Source organism: Variovorax sp. RA8 (genome assembly GCF_901827175.1).
In the GTDB taxonomy this organism is placed as follows: Bacteria; Pseudomonadota; Gammaproteobacteria; order Burkholderiales; family Burkholderiaceae_C; genus Variovorax.
The window spans coordinates 3,951,030-3,969,864 of the sequence record NZ_LR594662.1 but is presented as its reverse complement, the minus strand read 5'-3'; the positions used below and the strand labels follow the sequence as shown (position 1 = coordinate 3,969,864).

The window sequence follows — 18,835 nt, the reverse complement described above, 5'->3', positions numbered from 1 at the left end:
ATTCATCGCAGTCATTGAGAGTTGGCGTGATGCCAGAAGGGCGTGCCCAGCACCGGCGTGCTGGGTTGTGCCGAATCCTGCGCGGCCATGGCCCCGGCCCGGCGCGCGCTGCGGCCCGCCTGCACCGCGTCGGCAAAGGCGCCGGCCATCGCGACCGGGTCTTGCGCCAGGGCGACGGCGGTGTTGAGCAGCACGCCGTCGTAGCCCCACTCCATCACCTGACAGGCATGCGATGGCAGGCCCAGGCCGGCATCGACCAGCAGCGGCACCGCGAGGCGCTCGCGCAGCACCTGCAACGCATAGGGATTGACCGGCCCGCGGCCGGTGCCGATGGGCGCGGCCCAGGGCATCACGGCCTGGCAGCCCACATCCACCAGGCGCTGGCACAGCACCAGGTCCTCGGTGCAGTAGGGCAGCACATGGAAGCCGTCGCGCACCAGCTGCGAGGCGGCGTCGACCAGGTTGAGGGTGTCGGGCTGCAGCGTGTAGTCGTCGCCGATCAGCTCGAGCTTGATCCAGGGCGTCTCGAACAGCTCGCGCGCCATCTGTGCGGTGGCGATGGCCTCCTCCACGCTGTGGCAGCCGGCGGTGTTGGGCAGCACCGGGACGTCCAGGCGCCGGAGCAGCTCCCAGAAGCCGTTGCCATCGGTGCCGTTGCCGGGTGTTGCGGTCTGGCGGCGCAGCGAGGCGGTCAGCATCGCCGGCCGGGCTCGCCGTACCGCGGCTTCGAGCACGTCGGGCGAGGGGTAGCGCGCGGTGCCGAGCAGCATGCGGCTCTGGAAGGCCTGGCCGTAGAGCACCAGGGGATCGTCGGCGTTCGTGTTCATGGCGGGGGTGTCTCCGGTTCAGCCGCCCGTCACGGGGCGGATCACTTCGATGCGGTCGTCGGGATTCAGGGCGTGCGATGCGTAGTTCGAGCGCGGCACGAACTCGCGATTCACCGCGGCGGCAAAAGGCGGCTTCGCCTCGATCAGGGCGATGGCGTCGGCCAGCGTGGCGCCCTCGGGCAAGGTCTTGGGACTGTCGTTGATCAGGATGTTCATGGTGCGATGGGCTCCAGGCCGGGTGCCAGCGCGAAGCGTTCTGCCAGCGCCGAGCCGCCTTCGCGCAGCAGTTCCAGCGCAACGTCGAGCATGGCTGGCGCAATCATGAAGCCGTGGCGGTAGAGGCCGTTGATCTGCATCACGCGTGCGCGAGGCTGGCGAAAGGCCGGCAGGTTGTCGGGCAGCGTCGGGCGGCACTGGGTCGCGATCTCGAGGATGCGCGCTTCGGCAAAGCCGCTGTGCACCGCATAGGCCGCGCTCAGCAGCTCCAGCGTCGAGCGCACGCTGGCCGGCGACATGTCCTCGGACTCGATCTCGGTGGCGCCGATGACGAACACCCGGTTCGGCTTGGGCGCGATGTAGAGCGGGTAGCGCGGATGCACCAGGCGCGTGGGCCGCGTCAGCGCCACCTCGGGCGCATGCACGCGGATCACCTCGCCGCGTACGCCGCGCAGCGCGCTCCATTGCGGCTGGGCGCCGAGGCCCCGGCAGTCGATGACGCGCTCGCCCTCGGCGGGCCGGAAATCATCCAGGCTGCGCGGCGCGTGCCAATGCAGCTGGACGTTCGACAGGGCCTCCAGCGCGGCGAGCAGGGCCGCGAGCAGTTCGCGGTTGTCCAGCTGGCCTTCTTCCGGCAGCAGCAGGCCCTGCACGAAGCGGCGCCCCAGCGCGGGTTCCAGGGCGGCGATCCCGGCCGCATCCAGCGTGCGCATCGCCGGCAATTCGGGCACCTGCTCGACGGTTCGCGCCAGTACGCGCGCCAGCCGCGCAGCCTCGGCCGCGTCCTGCCGGTGCCACAGCACCAGGGTGCCTTCGCGCTGGAAGAACACCGGCTGCGCCAGCTCGCCCAGCAGTTCGGGCCAGCGCGTCAGCGCGTAGTGACCCATGCGCACCACCGAAGGCGGCGCCACGGCCGATTCGGCCAGCGGGGCCAGCATGGCGGCGGCGACGCGCGCGGCTGCGCCATCGGCCTGCGGACCGCCGGCGTCGAAGAGCTCGACGCGGCAGCCCGCACGCGCCAGGGCCAGCGCCAGCAGCCGGCCCATGAGCCCGGCGCCGAGGATCGCGGCCGAGGTGAAAGGAAGGGCGCTGCACGCGGTCATCTGCACGTCCTCCGGCGGGGTCCGCGATGGCGTGGACCATAATTTTCGGCATGACCCAAGCAACTTCCCGTTATGCCCGCGTGCTGTCCATCGCCGGTTCCGACAGCGGCGGCGGCGCCGGCATCCAGGCCGATCTCAAGACCTTCTCGGCCCTGGGCTGCTATGGCATGACGGCGATCACCGCGCTGACCGCGCAGAACACGCTGGGCGTCTCCGGCATCCACGGCGTGCCGCCGGAGTTCCTCAAGGCGCAGATCCAGGCGGTGGTGGAGGACATCGGTGTCGATGCGGTCAAGCTCGGCATGCTGCATGCGCCCGAGGTGGTGGAGGTGGTGGCCTGGGCCATCGACCACTACAGACTCGACAAGGTGGTGCTCGACCCGGTGATGGTCGCTACCAGCGGCGACCGGCTGATCGCCGCCGAGACGGTGCAGGTGCTGGTGCGCGAGCTGTTCCCGCGCGCAACCGTGGTCACGCCCAACCTGGACGAGGCGGCGCTGCTGATCGGTCGTGCCATCGATGGCGTCGACGCGCTCGATGATGCGGCGAGCGAACTGCTTGCGTTGGGCGCGCGCGCTGTGCTGCTCAAGGGCGGCCACCTGCCGGGCAACGATGTGGTAGACCTGCTGGCCGAGGCCGGCGGCGAGCGGCTGCGTCTTTCGTCCGAGCGCATCGCAAGCCGCAACCTGCACGGCACGGGCTGCACCCTGTCCTCGGCCATTGCCGCGTACCTGGCGCTGGGCTACGCGCTGCCGGAGGCGGTCGAACGCGCGCGCGGCTACGTCGTGGCCGCGATGGCGGCCGGTGCTCATGTGAAGATCGGCGCGGGCCATGGACCGCTCAACCACGGCTTTGCGCCAGTGCCGACGGTCCGCCTGCCGCTGCCTGGCGCGTGAGCCAAGCCAGCACGAAGGTGAAGGCCAGCGTGGGCAGGGCGGAGCCGAGCTGGGGCGCCCACTTGGCGCAGCCGTGGTAGACCGCGACGCCTGCGATCCAGATCAGCGCGGCGCCGAGGTCGACGCGGCGCGTGCCTGAGCTGGCGGGCGCCTCGCCGGTGCCCAGCCGGCCGAGGATTACGCCGTAGAGCGGCACGAAGACCGAGCTCAGCAGCAGCAGGAAGGGCTCCAGCGTGTGCATCGGCAGCACCAGCGCAAAGCCGATGCACACCACGGCCAGCGCCAGGCCCCAGCGCTTCACGCTCCAGCGCGGCTTCAGGCTGTGGGCCGATACCGAACCCGAATAGACGTCGCCGTAGGCGTTGTCGAGCTCGTCGATGAGGATGAGGCCCAGCGCCACCAGCCCGCCCTGCGCCAGCAGCAGGGCCGTCACCAGGTTGCTGCCCGGCTCGGCCGCGCTCGCTACCATCACGCCCAGGCCATAGCACCAGATGTTGGCGAGCGCATAGCCCACCCAGGTGCCGGAGAAGGCGCTGCCCAGGCCGCCCGAGCTGCGTTTGCCGTGGCGTGCGTAGTCGGCCACCAGCGGCAGCCAGGAGACGGGCATGGCGATCACCAGGTCGAGTGCGCTGAACAGGCCCATGCTGCCGTTGCCCGGGCGCGACCAGAAGGCCTCCAGACCCTTGGCCTGCAGCTGGGCCGCGAACTGCCAGCTGAGCCACAGCAGCGACAGCAGCACCAGCGGCAAGCCGAAGCGGCTGACGAAGCGCCGCACCAGCTTGACCATGGAGCCGGCCAGCAGCGCGAGCAGCACTGCCCCCCACAGCAGCGTGGTCAACACGCCGCCGAGGCCGCCCTCGAGCGACCAGCCGAAGGCCTGCTTGCCGATGGCCTGCGTGCCCTCGCGCATGATCACGAGCTCGAAGGTGGTCCAGCCGATCAGCTGCACGATGTTGAGCACCACCGGCAGCCGCGCGAAGGCGCTGCCGTAGGTCGCGTGCATGAGCCCGGCGCTGGCCAGGCCGCTTTCGCAGCCCAGGCGTGCGGTCCAGGCCAGCAGGGCGGCCCCGATGCACGAGCCCAGCACGATCGCGAGCAGGGCGTCGCGCGTGCCGACCGCCGGCACCAGGTAGGCGCCGATCTGCATCACCAGCAGGCCGACGCCGAGGCTGAACCACAGCGACAGGTGGTCGTGCCAGCGGAACACGCGGCTGCTCGCGGCGAGCGGCGTCAGCGCTTCATTGGTTTCGGCGGAAGTGATTGCCATCCATTTGCTCCATTGCAAAGTGTTTGGCAGGTGGGCGAGGCCACGGCGGCAAGACCAACCGCGCGAGAGGAGACAAAGACGCGGCGGCCGCCGGACCAGCTTCCCTGCGCGAGGATTACCTCAGTCAGGTTCAAAGGGACTCTCTCAGCCGGCCTGCGACCCATGGGCCGCGGGCTGGCACCCCTAGCGTTGCTTCAGTCAGTCTGGCGAAGCGTGGGCCATTGTAGGCCCGTAGGCCTGTCGCCAGGGTCCGGATCAGAACTTGTCGAGCACCGCCCCCGAACTCGCGCTCGAGGCGTTGAAGGCGAACTTCGCCTGCACCCCGCGCGTGTAGCGCGGCGCCGGCGCCTTCCAACCCTCGCGGCGCTTCGCGATCTCGGCCTCGGGCACATTGAGTTCCAGCTTCAGCTGATGCGCGTCGATGGTGATGGAATCGCCCTCCTTGACGAAGGCAATGGTCCCGCCGGCCGCCGCTTCGGGCGCCACGTGGCCGACCACCATGCCCCAGGTGCCGCCCGAGAAGCGGCCGTCGGTGATCAGGCCCACGCTCTCGCCGAGGCCGGCGCCGATCAGCGCGCCGGTGGGCGCAAGCATCTCTGGCATGCCGGGGCCGCCCTTGGGGCCGAGGTAGCGCAGCACCATCACGTCGCCGGCCACGATCTTGCCGTCGAGGATGGCCTGCAGGGCAGACTGCTCGTCGTCGAAGACGCGCGCCGGGCCGGTGATGACCGGGTTCTTCAGGCCGGTGATCTTGGCCACCGCGCCCTCGGGCGACAGGTTGCCCTTGAGGATGGCGAGGTGGCCTTCGGCGTACATCGGGTTCGTGATGGGGCGGATCACGTCCTGGTCGGCGCGCGGCTGGTCCGGCACGTCCTTCAGCACTTCGGCGATGGTCTGGCCGGTGATGGTGATGCAGTCGCCGTGCAGCAGGCCCGCGTTCAGCAGGATCTTCATGACCTGCGGGATGCCGCCGGCCTTGTGCAGGTCGACGGCCAGGTACTTGCCGCTGGGCTTGAGGTCGCAGAGTACCGGCACCTTCTTGCGCATGCGCTCGAAGTCGTCGATGGACCACTCCACGCCGGCCGCGTGCGCGATGGCCAGGAAGTGCAGCACCGCGTTGGTCGAGCCGCCGGTGGCCATGATCACCGCCACCGCATTCTCGATGGCCTGCTTCGTCACGATGTCGCGCGGCTTGATGTCCTTCCTGATCGCCTCGATCAGCACCTTGGCCGATTCCTTGGCCGAGTTGGCCTTCTCCTCATGCGGGTTGGCCATGGTGGAGGAGTAGGGTAGCGAGATGCCCAGTGCCTCGAAGGCCGAGCTCATGGTGTTGGCCGTGTACATGCCGCCGCAGGAGCCGGTGCCGGGGATGGCGCGCTTCTCGATTTCCTTCAGGTCCTCGTCGCTCATGTTGCCGGCGGCGTTCTGGCCGACGGCCTCGAACACGCTCACGATGTTCAGGTCCTGGCCCTTGTACCTGCCCGGCAGGATGGTGCCGCCGTAGACGTAGATGGCCGGCACGTTGGCGCGCAGCATGCCCATCAGGCCGCCGGGCATGTTCTTGTCACAGCCGCCGACCACCAGCACGCCGTCCATCCACTGGCCGCCGACGCAGGTCTCGATGCAGTCGGAGATCACCTCGCGGCTCACCAGCGAGTATTTCATGCCTTCGGTGCCCATGGCCATCCCGTCGGAGATCGTGGGCGTGCCGAAGACCTGCGCGTTGCCGCCGGCTTCCTCGATGCCGGCGATGGCGGCATCGGCCAGTTTCTGCAGGCCCGAGTTGCAGGGGGTGATGGTGCTGTGGCCGTTGGCCACGCCGACCATCGGCTTCTTGAAATCGCCTTCCTCGTAGCCCATCGCGTAGAACATGGAGCGGTTGGGCGCGCGCGACTTGCCTTCGACGATGTTGGCGCTGCGGCGGTTGATCTGGATAGTCTTGGTGTCCATCGTGTCTCTGCTCGTGGGGAATCGGGGGGAATGCAAGTATCGGACGATTGACTGATTGCTTCCAATCCGATTTTCAAGGCCCATTGATATGCTCGGCCTATGAGAGAAGCCTCCATCGAGCTGCGCGCCTGGCGCCAGTTCCTCGCCGTCGCCGAGGAGCTGCACTTCGGGCGCGCGGCGCAGCGCCTGCACCTGACGCAGCCGCCGGTCACGCAGGCGATCGCGCAGTTGGAGAAGACGCTGGGCGTCATGCTCTTCGACCGCACGCGCCGCCGCGTCGCGCTCACGCCGGCCGGCGAGGCGCTGCTGCCCGAGGTGCGGGAACTGCTGGCACGCGCGCAGGCGCTGCCCGGGCGCGCGAAGGCCGCGGCGGCCGGCGAACTGGGGCGGGTGCGGCTGGCCTTCGTCTCGACCATCGGCTTCGAGCGCCTGCCGGCCTGGGTGCGCGAGTTCCGCCTGCAATGCCCCCAGGTCGCGCTGGAGCTGGTCGAGGCCACCGGAGACGTGCAACTGGAGGCCTTCGCGCGCGGCGAGATCGATGCCGGGCTGATGCTGCATTCGCCTGGCTTCGCGCCGCCGGGGCTGGAGCGGCTGCCGGTGTCGCAAGAGCCGCTGGTGCTGGCGCTGCCGGCGCGGCATCCGCTCGCGCGCCGCCCGGAGCTGCCGCTGGCGGAGGCGCTGGCCGAGCCGCTGGTGATCTTCCCGCGCCGCATCGTGCCCTCTCTGCACGACGCGATCTTCGGGCTCTATCACGCGGCCGGTCGCGCGCCGGAGGTGGCGCAGGAGGCGATCCAGATGCAGACCATCGTCAACCTGGTCTGGGGCGGCCTGGGGCTGGCGTGGGTGCCCAAGAGCGTGACGCAGTTCCGGCGTGCAGGCGTGGTCTACCGCGCGGCGGCCGAGTTCGCGCCGGCAGCGCGGCGCCGGGCGCCCGTGCTGCCGGACTGCGAGACCAGTCTGGTCTGGCCCGCCGCCGGCGCCAATCCGGCGCTCGCGCGCTTCGTGCAGTTCATCGCCGCGAATGGCGAGCCATGACAATGACCCCACGGGTGCGGTCGCCACTGCCGCAGGCGCGCAAATACCGCGCGGCACAATAGCCCGATGCTGATGTACCCCCAGATCGACCCCGTGGCCTTGCAGCTCGGGCCCGTCGCCATCCACTGGTACGGCCTGACCTACCTGGCCGCCTTTGCGCTCTTCTATTTCCTCGGCATGCGCCGGCTGCGGCACGAACCCTTCCGCTCCATCACGGGGCCCGGGGCCTGGACGCGAAAGGACCTGGAGGACATCCTCTTCCTCGGCGTGATGGGCGTGATTGTCGGCGGGCGGCTGGGCTATTGCCTGTTCTACAAGCCCGGCTACTACCTCACGCACCCGCTGGAGATCTTCTTCGTCTGGCAGGGCGGCATGAGCTTCCACGGCGGGCTGATCGGCGTGATCGCGGCGATGGGCTGGTTCGCGCGCTCACGTTCGCGGCCGTTCTGGCAGGTGATGGATTTCGTCGCACCCTGCGTGCCCACCGGGCTGGCTGCGGGCCGGGTCGGCAACTTCATCAACGGCGAACTGTGGGGGCGCTTCAGCAGCCCCGATCTGCCTTGGGGCATGGTGTTCCCGCAGAGCGGCTCGATGCTGCCGCGCCATCCGTCGCAGGTCTACCAGTTCCTGCTCGAGGGGCTGCTGCTCTTCGTGATCCTCTGGTTGTATGCACGCAAGGAGCGGCGCGAGCGTCGCGTCTCCGCGGTGTTCCTGATCGGCTACGGGGTGATGCGCTTCGTCGCGGAGTTCTTCCGCGAGCCGGACGACTTCCTGGGCCTGCTGGCGCTCAACATGAGCATGGGGCAGTGGCTGTGCGTGCCGATGATCCTGTTCGGCATGTGGCTCTATGCCAGCGCGCCTGCGGCGCAGCCAGCCTACGAAGTGCGTCGACCGGGCTGAACGCGCGAAAAGGCGCGGCGGAGGCGGCCGCCATCACTGAAATGAAGATCGCTGTACGCCCGGCTTACTTCTTTTCTTGAAGGCGCTTCAGTGCGTCCAAGCCTTCCTTGTGCGCGTGCTCGCCGAGGAGGGTCAACGCCATCACTTCGTTGCTGTTGTCACGCCCCTCGACGACCACATGCTGAGCTGCATAGCGAGCGATGTCGAGCGGAACAAGCGCTGGATTGATGCGCACCATGCCGCCCAGCACTGCCCGCATGCCGCCTTCCACGAGCGCGACCTCCCGGGCCCTCTGGTTGAGCGCGATGATCTCCATGAGAGCCAGATAGTTCGGATAGAGCTGACGAGCCTCCGCTGATAGCTTGGAGAGCCACGGCTCCATGGCCCCGATGGACAAGGATTGCAGCGAGTAGTTCGACTTCATGGCCTTGATCAAGGGCCCTAAGTCGCTGTCTTTCAAATTCGGCAATTGCAGAGAAATGAGCGTCTTGTTTTTCTCCAGAATGACAGACAGTCCTTCGGTGATCAGCTCCGCGCTCATGGTGACGTCGCAGAGGTTGAGAGACTGAAGGCTTGGGTGATCCGATATTGCCAACAACACTGGCTTCATCGACGAGGGAAATTCGTTGCCCGAGAGATCGAGACTGACAAGGCTCTTTAGGCTGACGAGCCCTGCGACTTGCTCCCAATCAAATTTATCATCAGGCATTTGCGGCCAGCAGCCTGCAAGCGACAGGCTGGTCAACCCGGTTTGGCTGCTCAGCGCCGCCTCCTTCAGGAGCTGGCAGGTGGATGAGCTCAGGTCGTTCATGGACAAATCCAAGTGCGTGAGCGCTGTTGATTTCTTCATCAGGGCGGTGTAGTGCGCGACGTGTTGTTCATCTCGCAAGGCTCTGAGCGTCAGCGTGTGGAGCGTGGAGGCGTGGCTGTCGGCGAGCGTCTTGGCGTACTTCTTGTCGGCTATGCCAGGGCTGAAGTCAAGGTGGAGCTTGCCCAGATTTGGAGAGGCGTTGAGGATCCCGAGCACCAGGATCTCAGGGTTGTCCGTATTGCTGACGTACAAGTTCCGCATCTCGAGCAAGGGAGGGCAAGACGGTGGATTGAGCAGTGCCCGGAATGTGACGTTGCACCATTCGAAGCGCACGGAGTGCAGGTCGGGCATTCCACCCAAGGCCTGGAACAGTCCAAGTGTGCTGGCCTCGTCGAATCGTTGCCCGAACAGGACCACGTGTTGGATCGGGCAGGAAGCTGGCATTGCCTCCAGCAATGTCTGCCAGGCGCGTTCGTCGGCCGGCCTGGTGATGTGGAGCGTGTCGAGGGGTAGCTGCGCCAGCATATTGTTTAGCGCCTGGACCCTCCCACGGAACATGCAATCAACGATCAGGGGGTTCAGCTCAGCGTGGGTTGGGATGTAGTTTGAGTTCTGGACAAGCTTGCGGACCAGTGCATTGGATTCATCAGACAGCTCGGAGGGCGAAAGCCTGGCAACGCTCTCCCTCCAGTCCTCGGAAGGCAAAGGTTGGTAGGCGTAAGGGGAGGGGCTGCCGGTAGTTCTGATGTGCATGACGCTCTTTTTTCTCTGCTTGTTGCGGACGTTGAAGGCGTCGCCTGCGGATGGAGGCGACACAGTGTGTGACGGCGGCGCGCGCAAGGTTCCGCGCTGCGGCCTCGGGCCATATTCACGAGCCACGATCGAACGCGCGGACGGCGAGCGACATCGAGAGCACCGCCGCCGTTGGCTCGACCCCTCCCAGAATAGGGATAGGCCCGCTGCCCCCATGGTTGCCCATTCTTGTAATTACGCGTAATTACCGATAATCACAGCGCCTGGAACCTGGTACAACAACAGCCATGCGAATCGTCCACAACTCCCTGCACGACGAAGTCGCCGCCACCCTGCGCGAGGAGATCTTCGCGGGCACCCTGGCGCCGGGCAGCTTCGTCGACGAGGCTGCGCTGTGCGAGCGCCTGTCGATCTCGCGCACGCCCTTGCGCGAGGCCCTCAAGGTGCTGACGGCCGAGGGCCTGCTGCGCCACGAGCCGCGGCGCGGCTGCTTCGTGGCCGAGGTCACGCAGAAGGACCTGGACGACATCTTCCCGGTCATCGCGCTGCTCGAAGGGCGCTGCGCCTGGCAGGCGGCGCGCAACGCCAGCGATGCCGAGCTGGCGGCGCTGGAGGCGCTGCACGACAAGCTGGCCCGCCATGCCCGCGCGAAGCGCATCAACGAGTACTACGCCACCAACTACGCGATCCACGAGGCCATCATCATGCTGGCCGACAACCGCTGGCTGGCCCAGGTCATCGGCGACCTGCGCAAGATCCTCAAACTCGCGCGCCTGCAGCAATTGCATGCGCCGGGTAGGCTCGAGCAAAGCCTTTCGGAACACCTGGCCGTGTTCGCCGCGCTCAAGGCGCGCGACAGCGACGGTGCCGAGGCTGCCATGCGCACCCACCTGAACCGCCAGCGCGAAGCCCTGCGGGCTGTCGCCGCGCAACAGAAAGCGAAGCTGATTTCATGATCACCAATGCCTCCGACTGGATCACGCGCAACGTCTCCCGGCTGCGCCCGGGCCCTGATGCCGAGGGCAAGAAGGCCGCCAGCGCCAAGGCGCCCAAGGCCGCCAGCGCCGGCCCGCGCCCGCTGGCCGAGCGGCTCGAGGCCACGCTGCGCCGCCCCGGCGAGGGGCTGGCGCCGCGTGCGCTGCGGCGCGCGCTGGGCGAGCTGCAGGCGGTGATCGATCCGCGCGTCAGCGAGGTCGAGGCCGGCCGCCGCGCCCATGCCGTGGTCCAGTGGTATGCCGGTCGCGAGCTCGACGAGCGGCGCGACGTCTGGCTGCTCATGAGCGAGTGCTTTGCCCCCGACCTGAGCAAGGTCAGCACGGCGCGCGACCGCCACCAGGCCTCCATGGGCACGGCCGAAGAGCCCCAGGCCCAGTTGCACCTGCGGCGAGCCCTGGTCTCGCCACGCCTGCGCCTGTTGCAGCGCTTCGCCATCGAGCCGGAGGGCATGCGCTTCCTGGTGGACCTGCGCGCGCAGCTGCTGCCGCACCTCAAGGGCGACCGCCGCCTGCTGCCGCTCGACGCCGAGCTCGAGCACCTGTTCTCGACCTGGTTCGACGTCGCCTTCCTGGACCTGCGGCGCATCAGCTGGGACTCGCCGGCCTCGCTGATCGAGAAGCTGATCCAGTACGAGGCGGTGCACGACATCAAGAGCTGGGCCGACGTCAAGAACCGGCTCGACAGCGACCGCCGCTGCTACGGCTTCTTCCATCCGCGCCTGCCCAACACGCCGCTGATCTTCGTCGAGGTGGCGCTGGTCGACCACATCAGCGAGGGCATCGAGCCGCTGCTCGACGAGGCGGCCGCGCCGGTCAAGGCCGATCGCGCCACCACCGCCATCTTCTATTCGATCAGCAACACGCAGGACGGCCTGCGCGGCGTGAGCTTCGGCGATTCGCTGATCAAGCGGGTGGTCGAGACGCTCCAGGCCGAGCTGCCGCGGCTCAAGACCTTTGCCACGCTGTCTCCGATCCCCGGCTTTCGCGGCTGGCTGTCGAAGAATGCCGGCGCGCTGCTCGGTCGCCTGGATGAGAAGCGCCAGACCGAGCTGGGCCGCGTGGTCGGCTCGCTGCCGCCCACGGCCGAGCGCGTGCTCGCCGCGGCGGAGGAGGCGAGTGCGCTCGACGCCAGGTCGCCCGTGCGCCAGCTGCTGATGAATGCCGCCGCCGAGTACCTCGGGCGCGCAACTGCCGAGGGCAAGCCGGTCGATCCGGTGGCCCGCTTCCACCTGGGCAACGGCGCGCGCGTGGAGCGCCTCAACTGGGCCGGCGATCCCTCGCCCAAGGGCCTGAAGCAGTCCTACGGGCTCATGGTCAACTACCTCTACGATCTCAAGCGGCTCGACAAGCACCGCGCCCTGCTCGCGCAGGGCAAGGTGGCGGTGTCGGGCGACGTGGACGATCTCTTTCTCAAGGGTTGATCCCTGGAGGGGCCAACAGTGGCGCGCCGTGGGCCCCGGCGCATTCGCAGTCAAAACTACAGGAGACACAGCAATGAGCTCAACCTTTCAGCGGCGCGACGTTCTGCGCCTGGCCGCGGCGGGCGCCGCCGTCACGCTCGGCGGCGCGGCGTACGGGCAATCGGCCTGGCCGGCCAAGCCGGTGACGCTGGTGGTGCCGTTTCCCGCGGGCGGGGGCACCGATGCCTTCGCGCGGCCGCTCGCGGCCCAGTTCTCGAAGGTCACCGGCCAGTCGCTGGTGATCGACAACCGCGGCGGCGCCGGCGGCACCCTGGGCGCGAGCATCGCGGCCAAGGCACAGCCTGATGGCTACACGCTCTTCATGGGCGCCGTGCATCACGCGATCGCGCCGTCCGTTTATCCCAAGCTCGAGTACGACATCGAGAAGGACTTCGTGCCGCTGATGCTCCTTGCGAGCGTGCCGCAGGTGGTGGTGATCAACCCCAAGCGCGTGTCGGCCACGACGCTGAAGGAATTCGTCGCCGAGGCCAAGAGAAACCCCGGCAAGCTCAACTACGCCTCGGCCGGCGCCGGCACCTCGCACCACTTGGCCGGCGAGCTCTTCAAGCTGCAGACCAACACCTTCATCACCCACATCCCCTACCGCGGCGCGGGCCCGGCGCTGCAGGACCTGATCGCCGGCAATGTGGACTGCATGTTCGATGGCCTGGGCTCCTCTGCGCAGCACATCAAGGCCGGCCGCATCAAGGCGCTGATGATGGCGGGCGGCAAGCGCAACCCCGCCTTCCCCGACGTGCCCAGCGCATCCGAGGTGGGCCTGCCGGACTACACCGTCACCACCTGGTACGGCCTTTGGGCGCCCAAGGGCACCCCGGCCGAGGTGCAAACCAGGATCGTGGAGGACATGCGCAAGGCGCTGGCCACCGACGAGCTCAAGGCGATCTGGGCCAGCAACGGCGCCGAGATCCCGAACCTCGTCACCACGGCCTACGGCGGCTTCGTGAGCTCCGAGATCAAGCGCTGGGCCGGCGTGGTCAAGGCCTCGGGCGCGAAGATCGAATGAAGCAGGGGGCCGTCAGGCTGGAGCGCGAGGGCCCGATCGCCTTCGTCACGCTCGCGAATCCGGGGCGGCTCAACGCGATGTCGCGCGCAATGTGGCGCGATCTGCGCGCCGTGTTCGACCAGGCGCTGGCGCACGACGGCTCGCTGCGCTGCGTGGTCGTGCGCGGCGAGGAGGGCCAGTTCTGCGCCGGCGGCGACATCTCCGAGTACCCGTCCTTCCGCTTCGACGAAGCCTCGCTGCGCGAATTCCACGAGAACGAGGTCTGGGCCGCGCTGGCGGCCATGCTGGCCTGCGAGCTGCCGCTGGTCGCGCAGATCGAGGGCGCCTGCATGGGCGCAGGCCTGGAGATCGCGAGCTGCTGCGACATCCGCCTCGCCGGCCAGGGCGCGAAGTTCGGCGCCCCGATCGCGAAGCTGGGCTTCCCGATGGCGCCGCGCGAGGCGGCCCTGGTGCGGGGCGCCGTCGGCGACACGCTGGCGCGCGACATGCTGCTGGCCGCGAGCGTGCACGGCGCGCAGCGCCTCTGCGATGCCGGCTTCCTGCTGGCCGCGCTGCCCGATGCGGAGGTCGCCCCCAAGGCGCTGGCACATGCCCGGCGCATTGCCGCGCTGGCGCCCGAGGCCGCCCGCGCCAACAAGCGCACGCTGGCGGCGATCTCCGCCGAAAGCCTGCTGGCCACCGCCTACGACTATGCCGATTCGCCCGAGCACCGCGAAGGCATCGCTGCCTTCCTGGCCAAGCGCCCGCCCGTCTTTTGAACGCCCGATGACATGACCGACCCGACCAACGCCAACCTCTTCGCCGCGCTGCGTGCGGCCTTCCCCTCGGACCTCGATGCCATCGCGGTCGAGACCGACGACGGCCTGTACTACTCCTGGCGCGACCTGGAACGCGCCAGCGCGATGATCGCCAACCTGCTCGATGCGATGGGCCTGAAGGCCGGCGACCGCGTCGCGGTGCAGGTCGAGAAGTCGGTCGAGGCCATGATGCTCTACCTCGCGACCCTGCGCGCGGGCTACGTGTTCCTCCCGCTCAACACCGCCTACCGCGAGGCGGAGATCACCTACTTCCTCGGCAACGCCGAGCCTGCCGTGGTGGTGTGCAGCAGCGCCAACGCCGGCTGGGTGGCGCCGCTCGCCACCGCGGCCGGTACGCGGCACGTGTTCACGCTCGACGACGACCGCAAGGGCACGCTGCTCGAGGTCGCGGCGCAGTGCAGCGACCAGCACCGCGTGGCGCAGAAGAGGCCCGACGACCTGGCGGCGATCCTCTACACCAGCGGCACCACCGGCCGCAGCAAAGGCGCGATGCTCACGCACCGCAACCTGCGGTCGAACGCCGAGGTGCTGAAGGACTACTGGGGCTGGCGCCCGGGCGCCGACGTGCTGATCCATGCCCTGCCCATCTTCCACGTGCACGGCCTCTTCGTCGCCATCCACGGCGCGCTGATCAGCGGTAGCCGCATGATCTGGCTCAACCGCTTCGACCCGAAGCGCGTGGTGGCGCGGCTGCCCGATGCGACGGTGTTCATGGGCGTGCCCACGCTGTACACGCGCATGCTGGCCGAGTCCACGCTCACGCGCGAGGCGTGCAACGGCATGCGGCTCTTCATCTCCGGCTCCGCGCCGCTGCTGCTCGAGACCTTCGAGGCCTGGCGCGAGCGCACGGGCCACACCATCCTCGAGCGCTACGGCATGAGCGAGACCGTGATGCTCACGTCCAACCCTTACAGCGCGGTGCAGGGCGAGCGGCGCGGCGGCACCGTGGGCTTTCCGCTGCCGGGCGTGCAGCTGCGCGTGCGGGACGACGCGGGCCAGCCTTGCCCCACCGGTGAGATCGGCCACATCGAGGTGGCGGGTCCCAATGTGTTCGCGGGCTACTGGCGCATGCCCGAGAAGACCAAGGAGGAGTTCACCTCCGACGGCTACTTCAAGACCGGCGATGTAGGCCGTATCGACAACCTGGGCTACGTCACCATCGTGGGCCGCAGCAAGGACCTGATCATCAGCGGCGGCTACAACGTGTACCCGGCCGAGATCGAGGGCTATATCAACGACATGCCGGGCGTTGCCGAGAGCGCCGTGATCGGCGTGCCGCATCCGGACTTCGGCGAGGTGGGCGTGGCGGTCGTCACGCCCAAGCCCGGTGCGGCGCTCGACGGCGACGCGATCGTGGCCGAGCTCAAGGCCAGGCTGGCGAACTTCAAGATTCCCAAGCGCTGCTTCATCGTGCCCGAGCTGCCGCGCAACACCATGGGCAAGGTGCAGAAGGCGCTGCTGCGGGAGCAGCACAAGGGGCTTTTCGAGGCTGCGTAGCGTCAGGTGGCCAAGCCGTTCAGCAGCCCGGTGCGCGGGTGGCAGTTGATGTACTCGTAGCTCTGTTCGTCAGCCTTCAGCACCGCAACCTCGTGGTACACGCGCAGTCGCAGCTGAAAGTTCAGCGCCTGCACATAGCGCATGAAGCCGCCGAAGATCGCCACATGCGTGGGGTGCGATTCGGCCCAGCGCTCCATGTCGGCCAGCGAGCGCCAGAAGCTCAGGCCGAAGCACTTCTCGAGCGGCGCGCCCGCCGCATCGAGGTGGCGCATGTAGCGGTTGCTGTAGCAGCCGATGCCCAGGCCCTGGTCGCGCAGGAAATCCATGCCTTCGCGCAGCACGGGCTCCATCTCGCCGAGATAGAGCGCGCGCTCCTGGCCCAGTGTGTCGGCCCATTCCTGGCCGGAACGAATCATCGCGAGATGCTCATGACCGGCCACGCGCACGTGCCGGCCGGGCTCGGCAGTTTGCGCAACGACGGCGCGGGCACCCGAAGGCACCATGGCGTCGGTCTGCGACAGCGGGATGCGGTCGCGCATCGATCCCCAATAGGCATGCTCCTGGATCTCGCCGCTGGCGCTGCCCATCACGGCACCGATGCCCTCGAAGCGATCGGGCGTGTTGAAGAGCGTTTCGTAGTGGGCGACCCGCGGCGAGACGATCTCGCGGAAGTAGCCGATGCCTTCGTCCAAGCGTTGGCTGGAGTGCCACCAGTCGTCGATCTCGGGCATGGCGCACCAGCGTGCAAAGGACTCGGGGTCGTCCCAGTAGGCGATGGCGATCAGGTTGTCGAAGCCGTCCGCATCGACGAAGTGCGCGAGGTCATGGTGCCCCGGCCCGTCGGCCAGGCCAAAGCTGCGCGCGATTCCTGACAATGCGGCGCAGGCCCGGCCCTGCATCGCGGCACCGCGCGATTGCACGCCGAAGTAGCCCATGACGACCTGGGTCACTGTGCCCGCGGCGCGCGCCGACCAGGCAGGGTAGGGCGGGACATAGTCGTCCTCGATGCGGCGATGCCGCGTGCGCGGGCATTTCAGGGCTTCGGCGATGGCGGATTCCATGAGCGACCCCGCGCCTCAGGCGGCCAGCGGCAGCGGCGTGCTGCCGACCGCGGGCTCGGGCTTGGCCGCCAGGGCCTCGAATGCGCCGGGCTCCGCCTCCGGCTGGCGCTGGAACACCACCGGCTCGCGGCGCGCCTTGTTGAGCAGCAGCTGCGTGACGTCGGGCCGCGCATAGTGGCCGCTCGGGTCGCCGGCCGCCTTGGCGAGCGAGATCATGCCGAGATCGATGTCGGCCATCACCAGCCCTTCCTGGTCCTCGGCAAGCGGCGTGCCCAACGGTGCCCCATCGGGTCCATAGATGCGCGCGAAGCCGCCGCCAACCCGCAGCATCTGCTGCTTGCCGGGGTCGGTGCACAGCATGTCGCTCATGGCTTGGGAGACGGTGGCGCAGGGCGCGACCACGAAGCACTGGCCTTCGGCCGCATAAACCTGGCTGGCGGCGTTGTTGACCTCGGCGCCGAGCGCGTAGGCCGCACCGCGGTAGAGCGAGAAGCTGGGCCAGGCGGCGCAGTGGATCTGCTCGTTCTGCGCATACATCGCGTACTTGCTGAGCGGCTGCAGGTGCTCCCAGCACGAAAGCGATCCGATGTTGCCGATCGCCGTCTCGCACACGGTCAGATCGGAGCCGTCGCCCTCGCCGAACACCGTGCGTTCCACGTGCGTAGGCTTGAGCTTGCGGCGGGTTTGCACCGTCCGGCCCTGGTCGTCGATCAATGCCTGGGCGATGTAGAGGCTGCCTCCCGCCTTTTCGCTGTAGCCGAGCGAGACCCAGACCCCGTGCTTGCGCGCGGCCTCGCGCACGCGGTCGAACTCGGGCGAGCCGACGACCAGCGAATTGTCGTGGTAGCGCTGCACGAACTGCATGCCCCAGGCGGGCGAGTCGAGCCAGATCCACCAGGGATAGCCCGGTGCCCACGTCTCCGGAAAGGCAATCAGCTGCACGCCTTGCGCCGCCGCTTGGGCGATCAGGTCGACGGTCTTGTCGAGGGTGCCATCGAGATCGAGGAACACGGGCGCTGCCTGGACGGCGGCGACGCGAAGTCGGGGGTGGGTCTTGCTGGCCATGGTGGGCTCCGGAGGGTGAGGGAAGAAGGCCGCACGCGCTGCGCGCATCGGGTTTGCGCGGTGGCATGCGGGTTGCTTGAAGCGTAAGTTCGACCCCGCCCTTCATCTTGTCCCGATCTCGCGGCGTTCTTGTCCGTGCGTTGCGCGCTGCCTCCGGGAGGACCCCATGACCCAGTTGTTCAGCACCGATGCCGTCCCCCGCGACCAGCGCCTGGCGTACTGGACCGACATGATCTGCAATGTCTACGTGCAGCTCGGATGCGATCCGGTGCGCGAGCGCCCGGCCGGCGACTTCACCGGCAGCATCCGCCGCCATGCCTTGCCCAGCCTCGACGTGTCCGTGGTGAACTCCGGCGCGCAAAGCGTGATGCGCACGCCCGGCCACATTGCCCGCTCGACGGACGACTGTTTTCTGGTCGGCATCCAGACGGCCGGCCGCGGCGTCGTGCGGCAGGACGGGCGCGACGCCGTGCTCGCCGTCGGCGACTTCGCGCTCTATGACAGCACGCGGCCCTACCAACTGCTGTTCGACGACGCCTTCGAGCAGATCGTTCTCAAGCTGCCGGGCGAACGCCTGCGCAGCGAGCTGCGCCAGACCGAGGCGCTGACGGCCACCACCGTGTCGGGGCGCGAAGGTGCCGGCCATCTGCTGATCAGCATGATCCGCACCTTGCGCGAGGACATCGGTGCGCTGCAGCCCGCGTCGGCCCTGGCAGTCGCGAACGGCGTGCTCAGCATCCTGGTGGCCGGGCTCCAGACGCTGCCCGCTGCGCGCTCGCCGGGGCTGAGCCATCTCGCGGCCTATCACCTCGCGCGCATCAAGCGGTGCATCGACGAGCAACTGGCCGACCCGGCGCTGTCGGTGAGCAGCCTGGCGGCGGAGCTCGGCCTGTCGGTGAGCCAGATCCATCGCGTGTTCAGGAGCGAGCCGCTCACGCCCGCGCAGTACATCTGGGAGCGCAGGCTGGAAGCCTGCAGCCGCGACCTGCGGGAGCCGCGCCTCGCTGGCCGCACCGTCAGCGAGATCGCGTTTGGCCGCGGCTTCAACGACGCAGCGCATTTCAGCCGCGTGTTTCGCGACCGCTTCGGTTGTTCGCCGCGCGAGTGGCGGTTGCGACACTAGGTCTTCTTGACCCTGGCGGACCTTCCGGCGGCGA

17 protein-coding genes are annotated in these 18,835 nt (G+C 68.5%); 9 read left to right on the top strand and 8 right to left on the bottom strand.

Translation table 11 applies throughout. From position 1 onward, the window contains the following. Positions 1-11: 11 nt before the first annotated feature. From E5P3_RS18570 to E5P3_RS18560, 3 genes are read right to left on the bottom strand one after another with little or no spacing between them, the layout of a single operon-like run. Positions 12-827: a thiazole synthase gene (locus tag E5P3_RS18570; protein WP_162587316.1), complete on the bottom strand. Its 816-nt coding sequence runs from the start codon at positions 825-827 to the stop codon at positions 12-14. 18 nt (positions 828-845) lie between these two features. Further along, a complete protein-coding gene (gene thiS, locus E5P3_RS18565) occupies positions 846-1,043 on the bottom strand; it encodes a sulfur carrier protein ThiS (RefSeq protein ID WP_162587315.1) in 198 nt (65 codons plus the stop codon). Next, complete coding sequence (locus tag E5P3_RS18560) at positions 1,040-2,146, bottom strand: FAD-dependent oxidoreductase (protein WP_162587314.1); 1,107 nt, start codon at positions 2,144-2,146, stop codon at positions 1,040-1,042. Before E5P3_RS18560 ends, thiS begins: the two co-directional genes overlap by 4 nt. A 50-nt stretch (positions 2,147-2,196) precedes the next feature. On the opposite strand from E5P3_RS18560, the gene thiD reads away from it, so the two are divergent. Then, on the top strand, positions 2,197-3,042 hold the full coding sequence (gene thiD, locus E5P3_RS18555) for a bifunctional hydroxymethylpyrimidine kinase/phosphomethylpyrimidine kinase (RefSeq protein WP_162587313.1): 846 nt from the start codon (positions 2,197-2,199) through the stop codon (positions 3,040-3,042). On the opposite strand, the gene E5P3_RS18550 is transcribed toward thiD, so the two are convergent. Together E5P3_RS18550 and ilvD are read right to left on the bottom strand one after the other, a co-directional pair. Further along, complete coding sequence (locus E5P3_RS18550; protein ID WP_162587312.1) at positions 2,987-4,309, bottom strand: purine-cytosine permease family protein; 1,323 nt, start codon at positions 4,307-4,309, stop codon at positions 2,987-2,989. The two genes, thiD and E5P3_RS18550, sit on opposite strands and share 56 nt — an antisense overlap. Positions 4,310-4,564: 255 nt before the next feature. Next, positions 4,565-6,259 carry a dihydroxy-acid dehydratase gene (gene ilvD, locus E5P3_RS18545; protein WP_162587311.1) on the bottom strand — a complete coding sequence of 565 codons (1,695 nt, stop codon included), beginning with the start codon at positions 6,257-6,259 and terminating at the stop codon, positions 4,565-4,567. 99 nt (positions 6,260-6,358) lie between these two features. On the opposite strand from ilvD, the gene E5P3_RS18540 reads away from it, so the two are divergent. Continuing rightward, the gene (locus E5P3_RS18540; protein WP_162587310.1) at positions 6,359-7,294 is read left to right on the top strand and encodes a LysR family transcriptional regulator; all 936 of its coding nucleotides are present in this window, start codon (positions 6,359-6,361) and stop codon (positions 7,292-7,294) included. A 66-nt stretch (positions 7,295-7,360) separates the two neighbouring features. Beyond that, positions 7,361-8,194, top strand: coding sequence for a prolipoprotein diacylglyceryl transferase (gene lgt, locus E5P3_RS18535; protein ID WP_162587309.1), 834 nt, complete (start codon positions 7,361-7,363; stop codon positions 8,192-8,194). Positions 8,195-8,258: 64 nt separating this feature from the next. On the opposite strand, the gene E5P3_RS18530 is transcribed toward lgt, so the two are convergent. Then, positions 8,259-9,758, bottom strand: a complete 1,500-nt coding sequence (locus E5P3_RS18530) for a hypothetical protein (protein WP_162587308.1) — start codon at positions 9,756-9,758, stop codon at positions 8,259-8,261. 287 nt (positions 9,759-10,045) lie between these two features. Here E5P3_RS18530 and E5P3_RS18525 point away from each other — a divergent pair, with 287 nt between their 5' ends. From E5P3_RS18525 to E5P3_RS18505, 5 genes are all read left to right on the top strand, one after another. Then, positions 10,046-10,714 carry a GntR family transcriptional regulator gene (locus tag E5P3_RS18525; RefSeq protein WP_162587307.1) on the top strand — a complete coding sequence of 223 codons (669 nt, stop codon included), beginning with the start codon at positions 10,046-10,048 and terminating at the stop codon, positions 10,712-10,714. Next, on the top strand, positions 10,711-12,174 hold the full coding sequence (locus tag E5P3_RS18520; RefSeq protein WP_162587306.1) for a malonyl-CoA decarboxylase: 1,464 nt from the start codon (positions 10,711-10,713) through the stop codon (positions 12,172-12,174). The genes E5P3_RS18525 and E5P3_RS18520 overlap by 4 nt, the downstream gene beginning before the upstream one ends. Positions 12,175-12,247: 73 nt before the next feature. Beyond that, on the top strand, positions 12,248-13,237 hold the full coding sequence (locus E5P3_RS18515; RefSeq protein ID WP_162587305.1) for a Bug family tripartite tricarboxylate transporter substrate binding protein: 990 nt from the start codon (positions 12,248-12,250) through the stop codon (positions 13,235-13,237). After that, positions 13,234-13,995: an enoyl-CoA hydratase/isomerase family protein gene (locus E5P3_RS18510; protein WP_162587304.1), complete on the top strand. Its 762-nt coding sequence runs from the start codon at positions 13,234-13,236 to the stop codon at positions 13,993-13,995. Before E5P3_RS18515 ends, E5P3_RS18510 begins: the two co-directional genes overlap by 4 nt. Before the next feature lie 12 nt (positions 13,996-14,007). After that, complete coding sequence (locus tag E5P3_RS18505; RefSeq protein WP_162587303.1) at positions 14,008-15,552, top strand: malonate--CoA ligase; 1,545 nt, start codon at positions 14,008-14,010, stop codon at positions 15,550-15,552. 2 nt (positions 15,553-15,554) lie between these two features. Here the strand turns inward: E5P3_RS18505 and E5P3_RS18500 are convergent, their stop codons facing one another. Then, positions 15,555-16,613 (bottom strand): phenylacetaldoxime dehydratase family protein, encoded by a 1,059-nt coding sequence (locus tag E5P3_RS18500; protein WP_162587302.1) that lies wholly within the window; start codon positions 16,611-16,613, stop codon positions 15,555-15,557. 15 nt (positions 16,614-16,628) lie between these two features. After that, complete coding sequence (locus E5P3_RS18495; protein ID WP_162587301.1) at positions 16,629-17,678, bottom strand: carbon-nitrogen hydrolase family protein; 1,050 nt, start codon at positions 17,676-17,678, stop codon at positions 16,629-16,631. Between the two features lie 166 nt (positions 17,679-17,844). Between E5P3_RS18495 and E5P3_RS18490 the strand changes: the two genes are divergently transcribed. Further along, positions 17,845-18,801 (top strand): helix-turn-helix domain-containing protein, encoded by a 957-nt coding sequence (locus tag E5P3_RS18490; protein WP_162587300.1) that lies wholly within the window; start codon positions 17,845-17,847, stop codon positions 18,799-18,801. Positions 18,802-18,835: the final 34 nt, after the last annotated feature.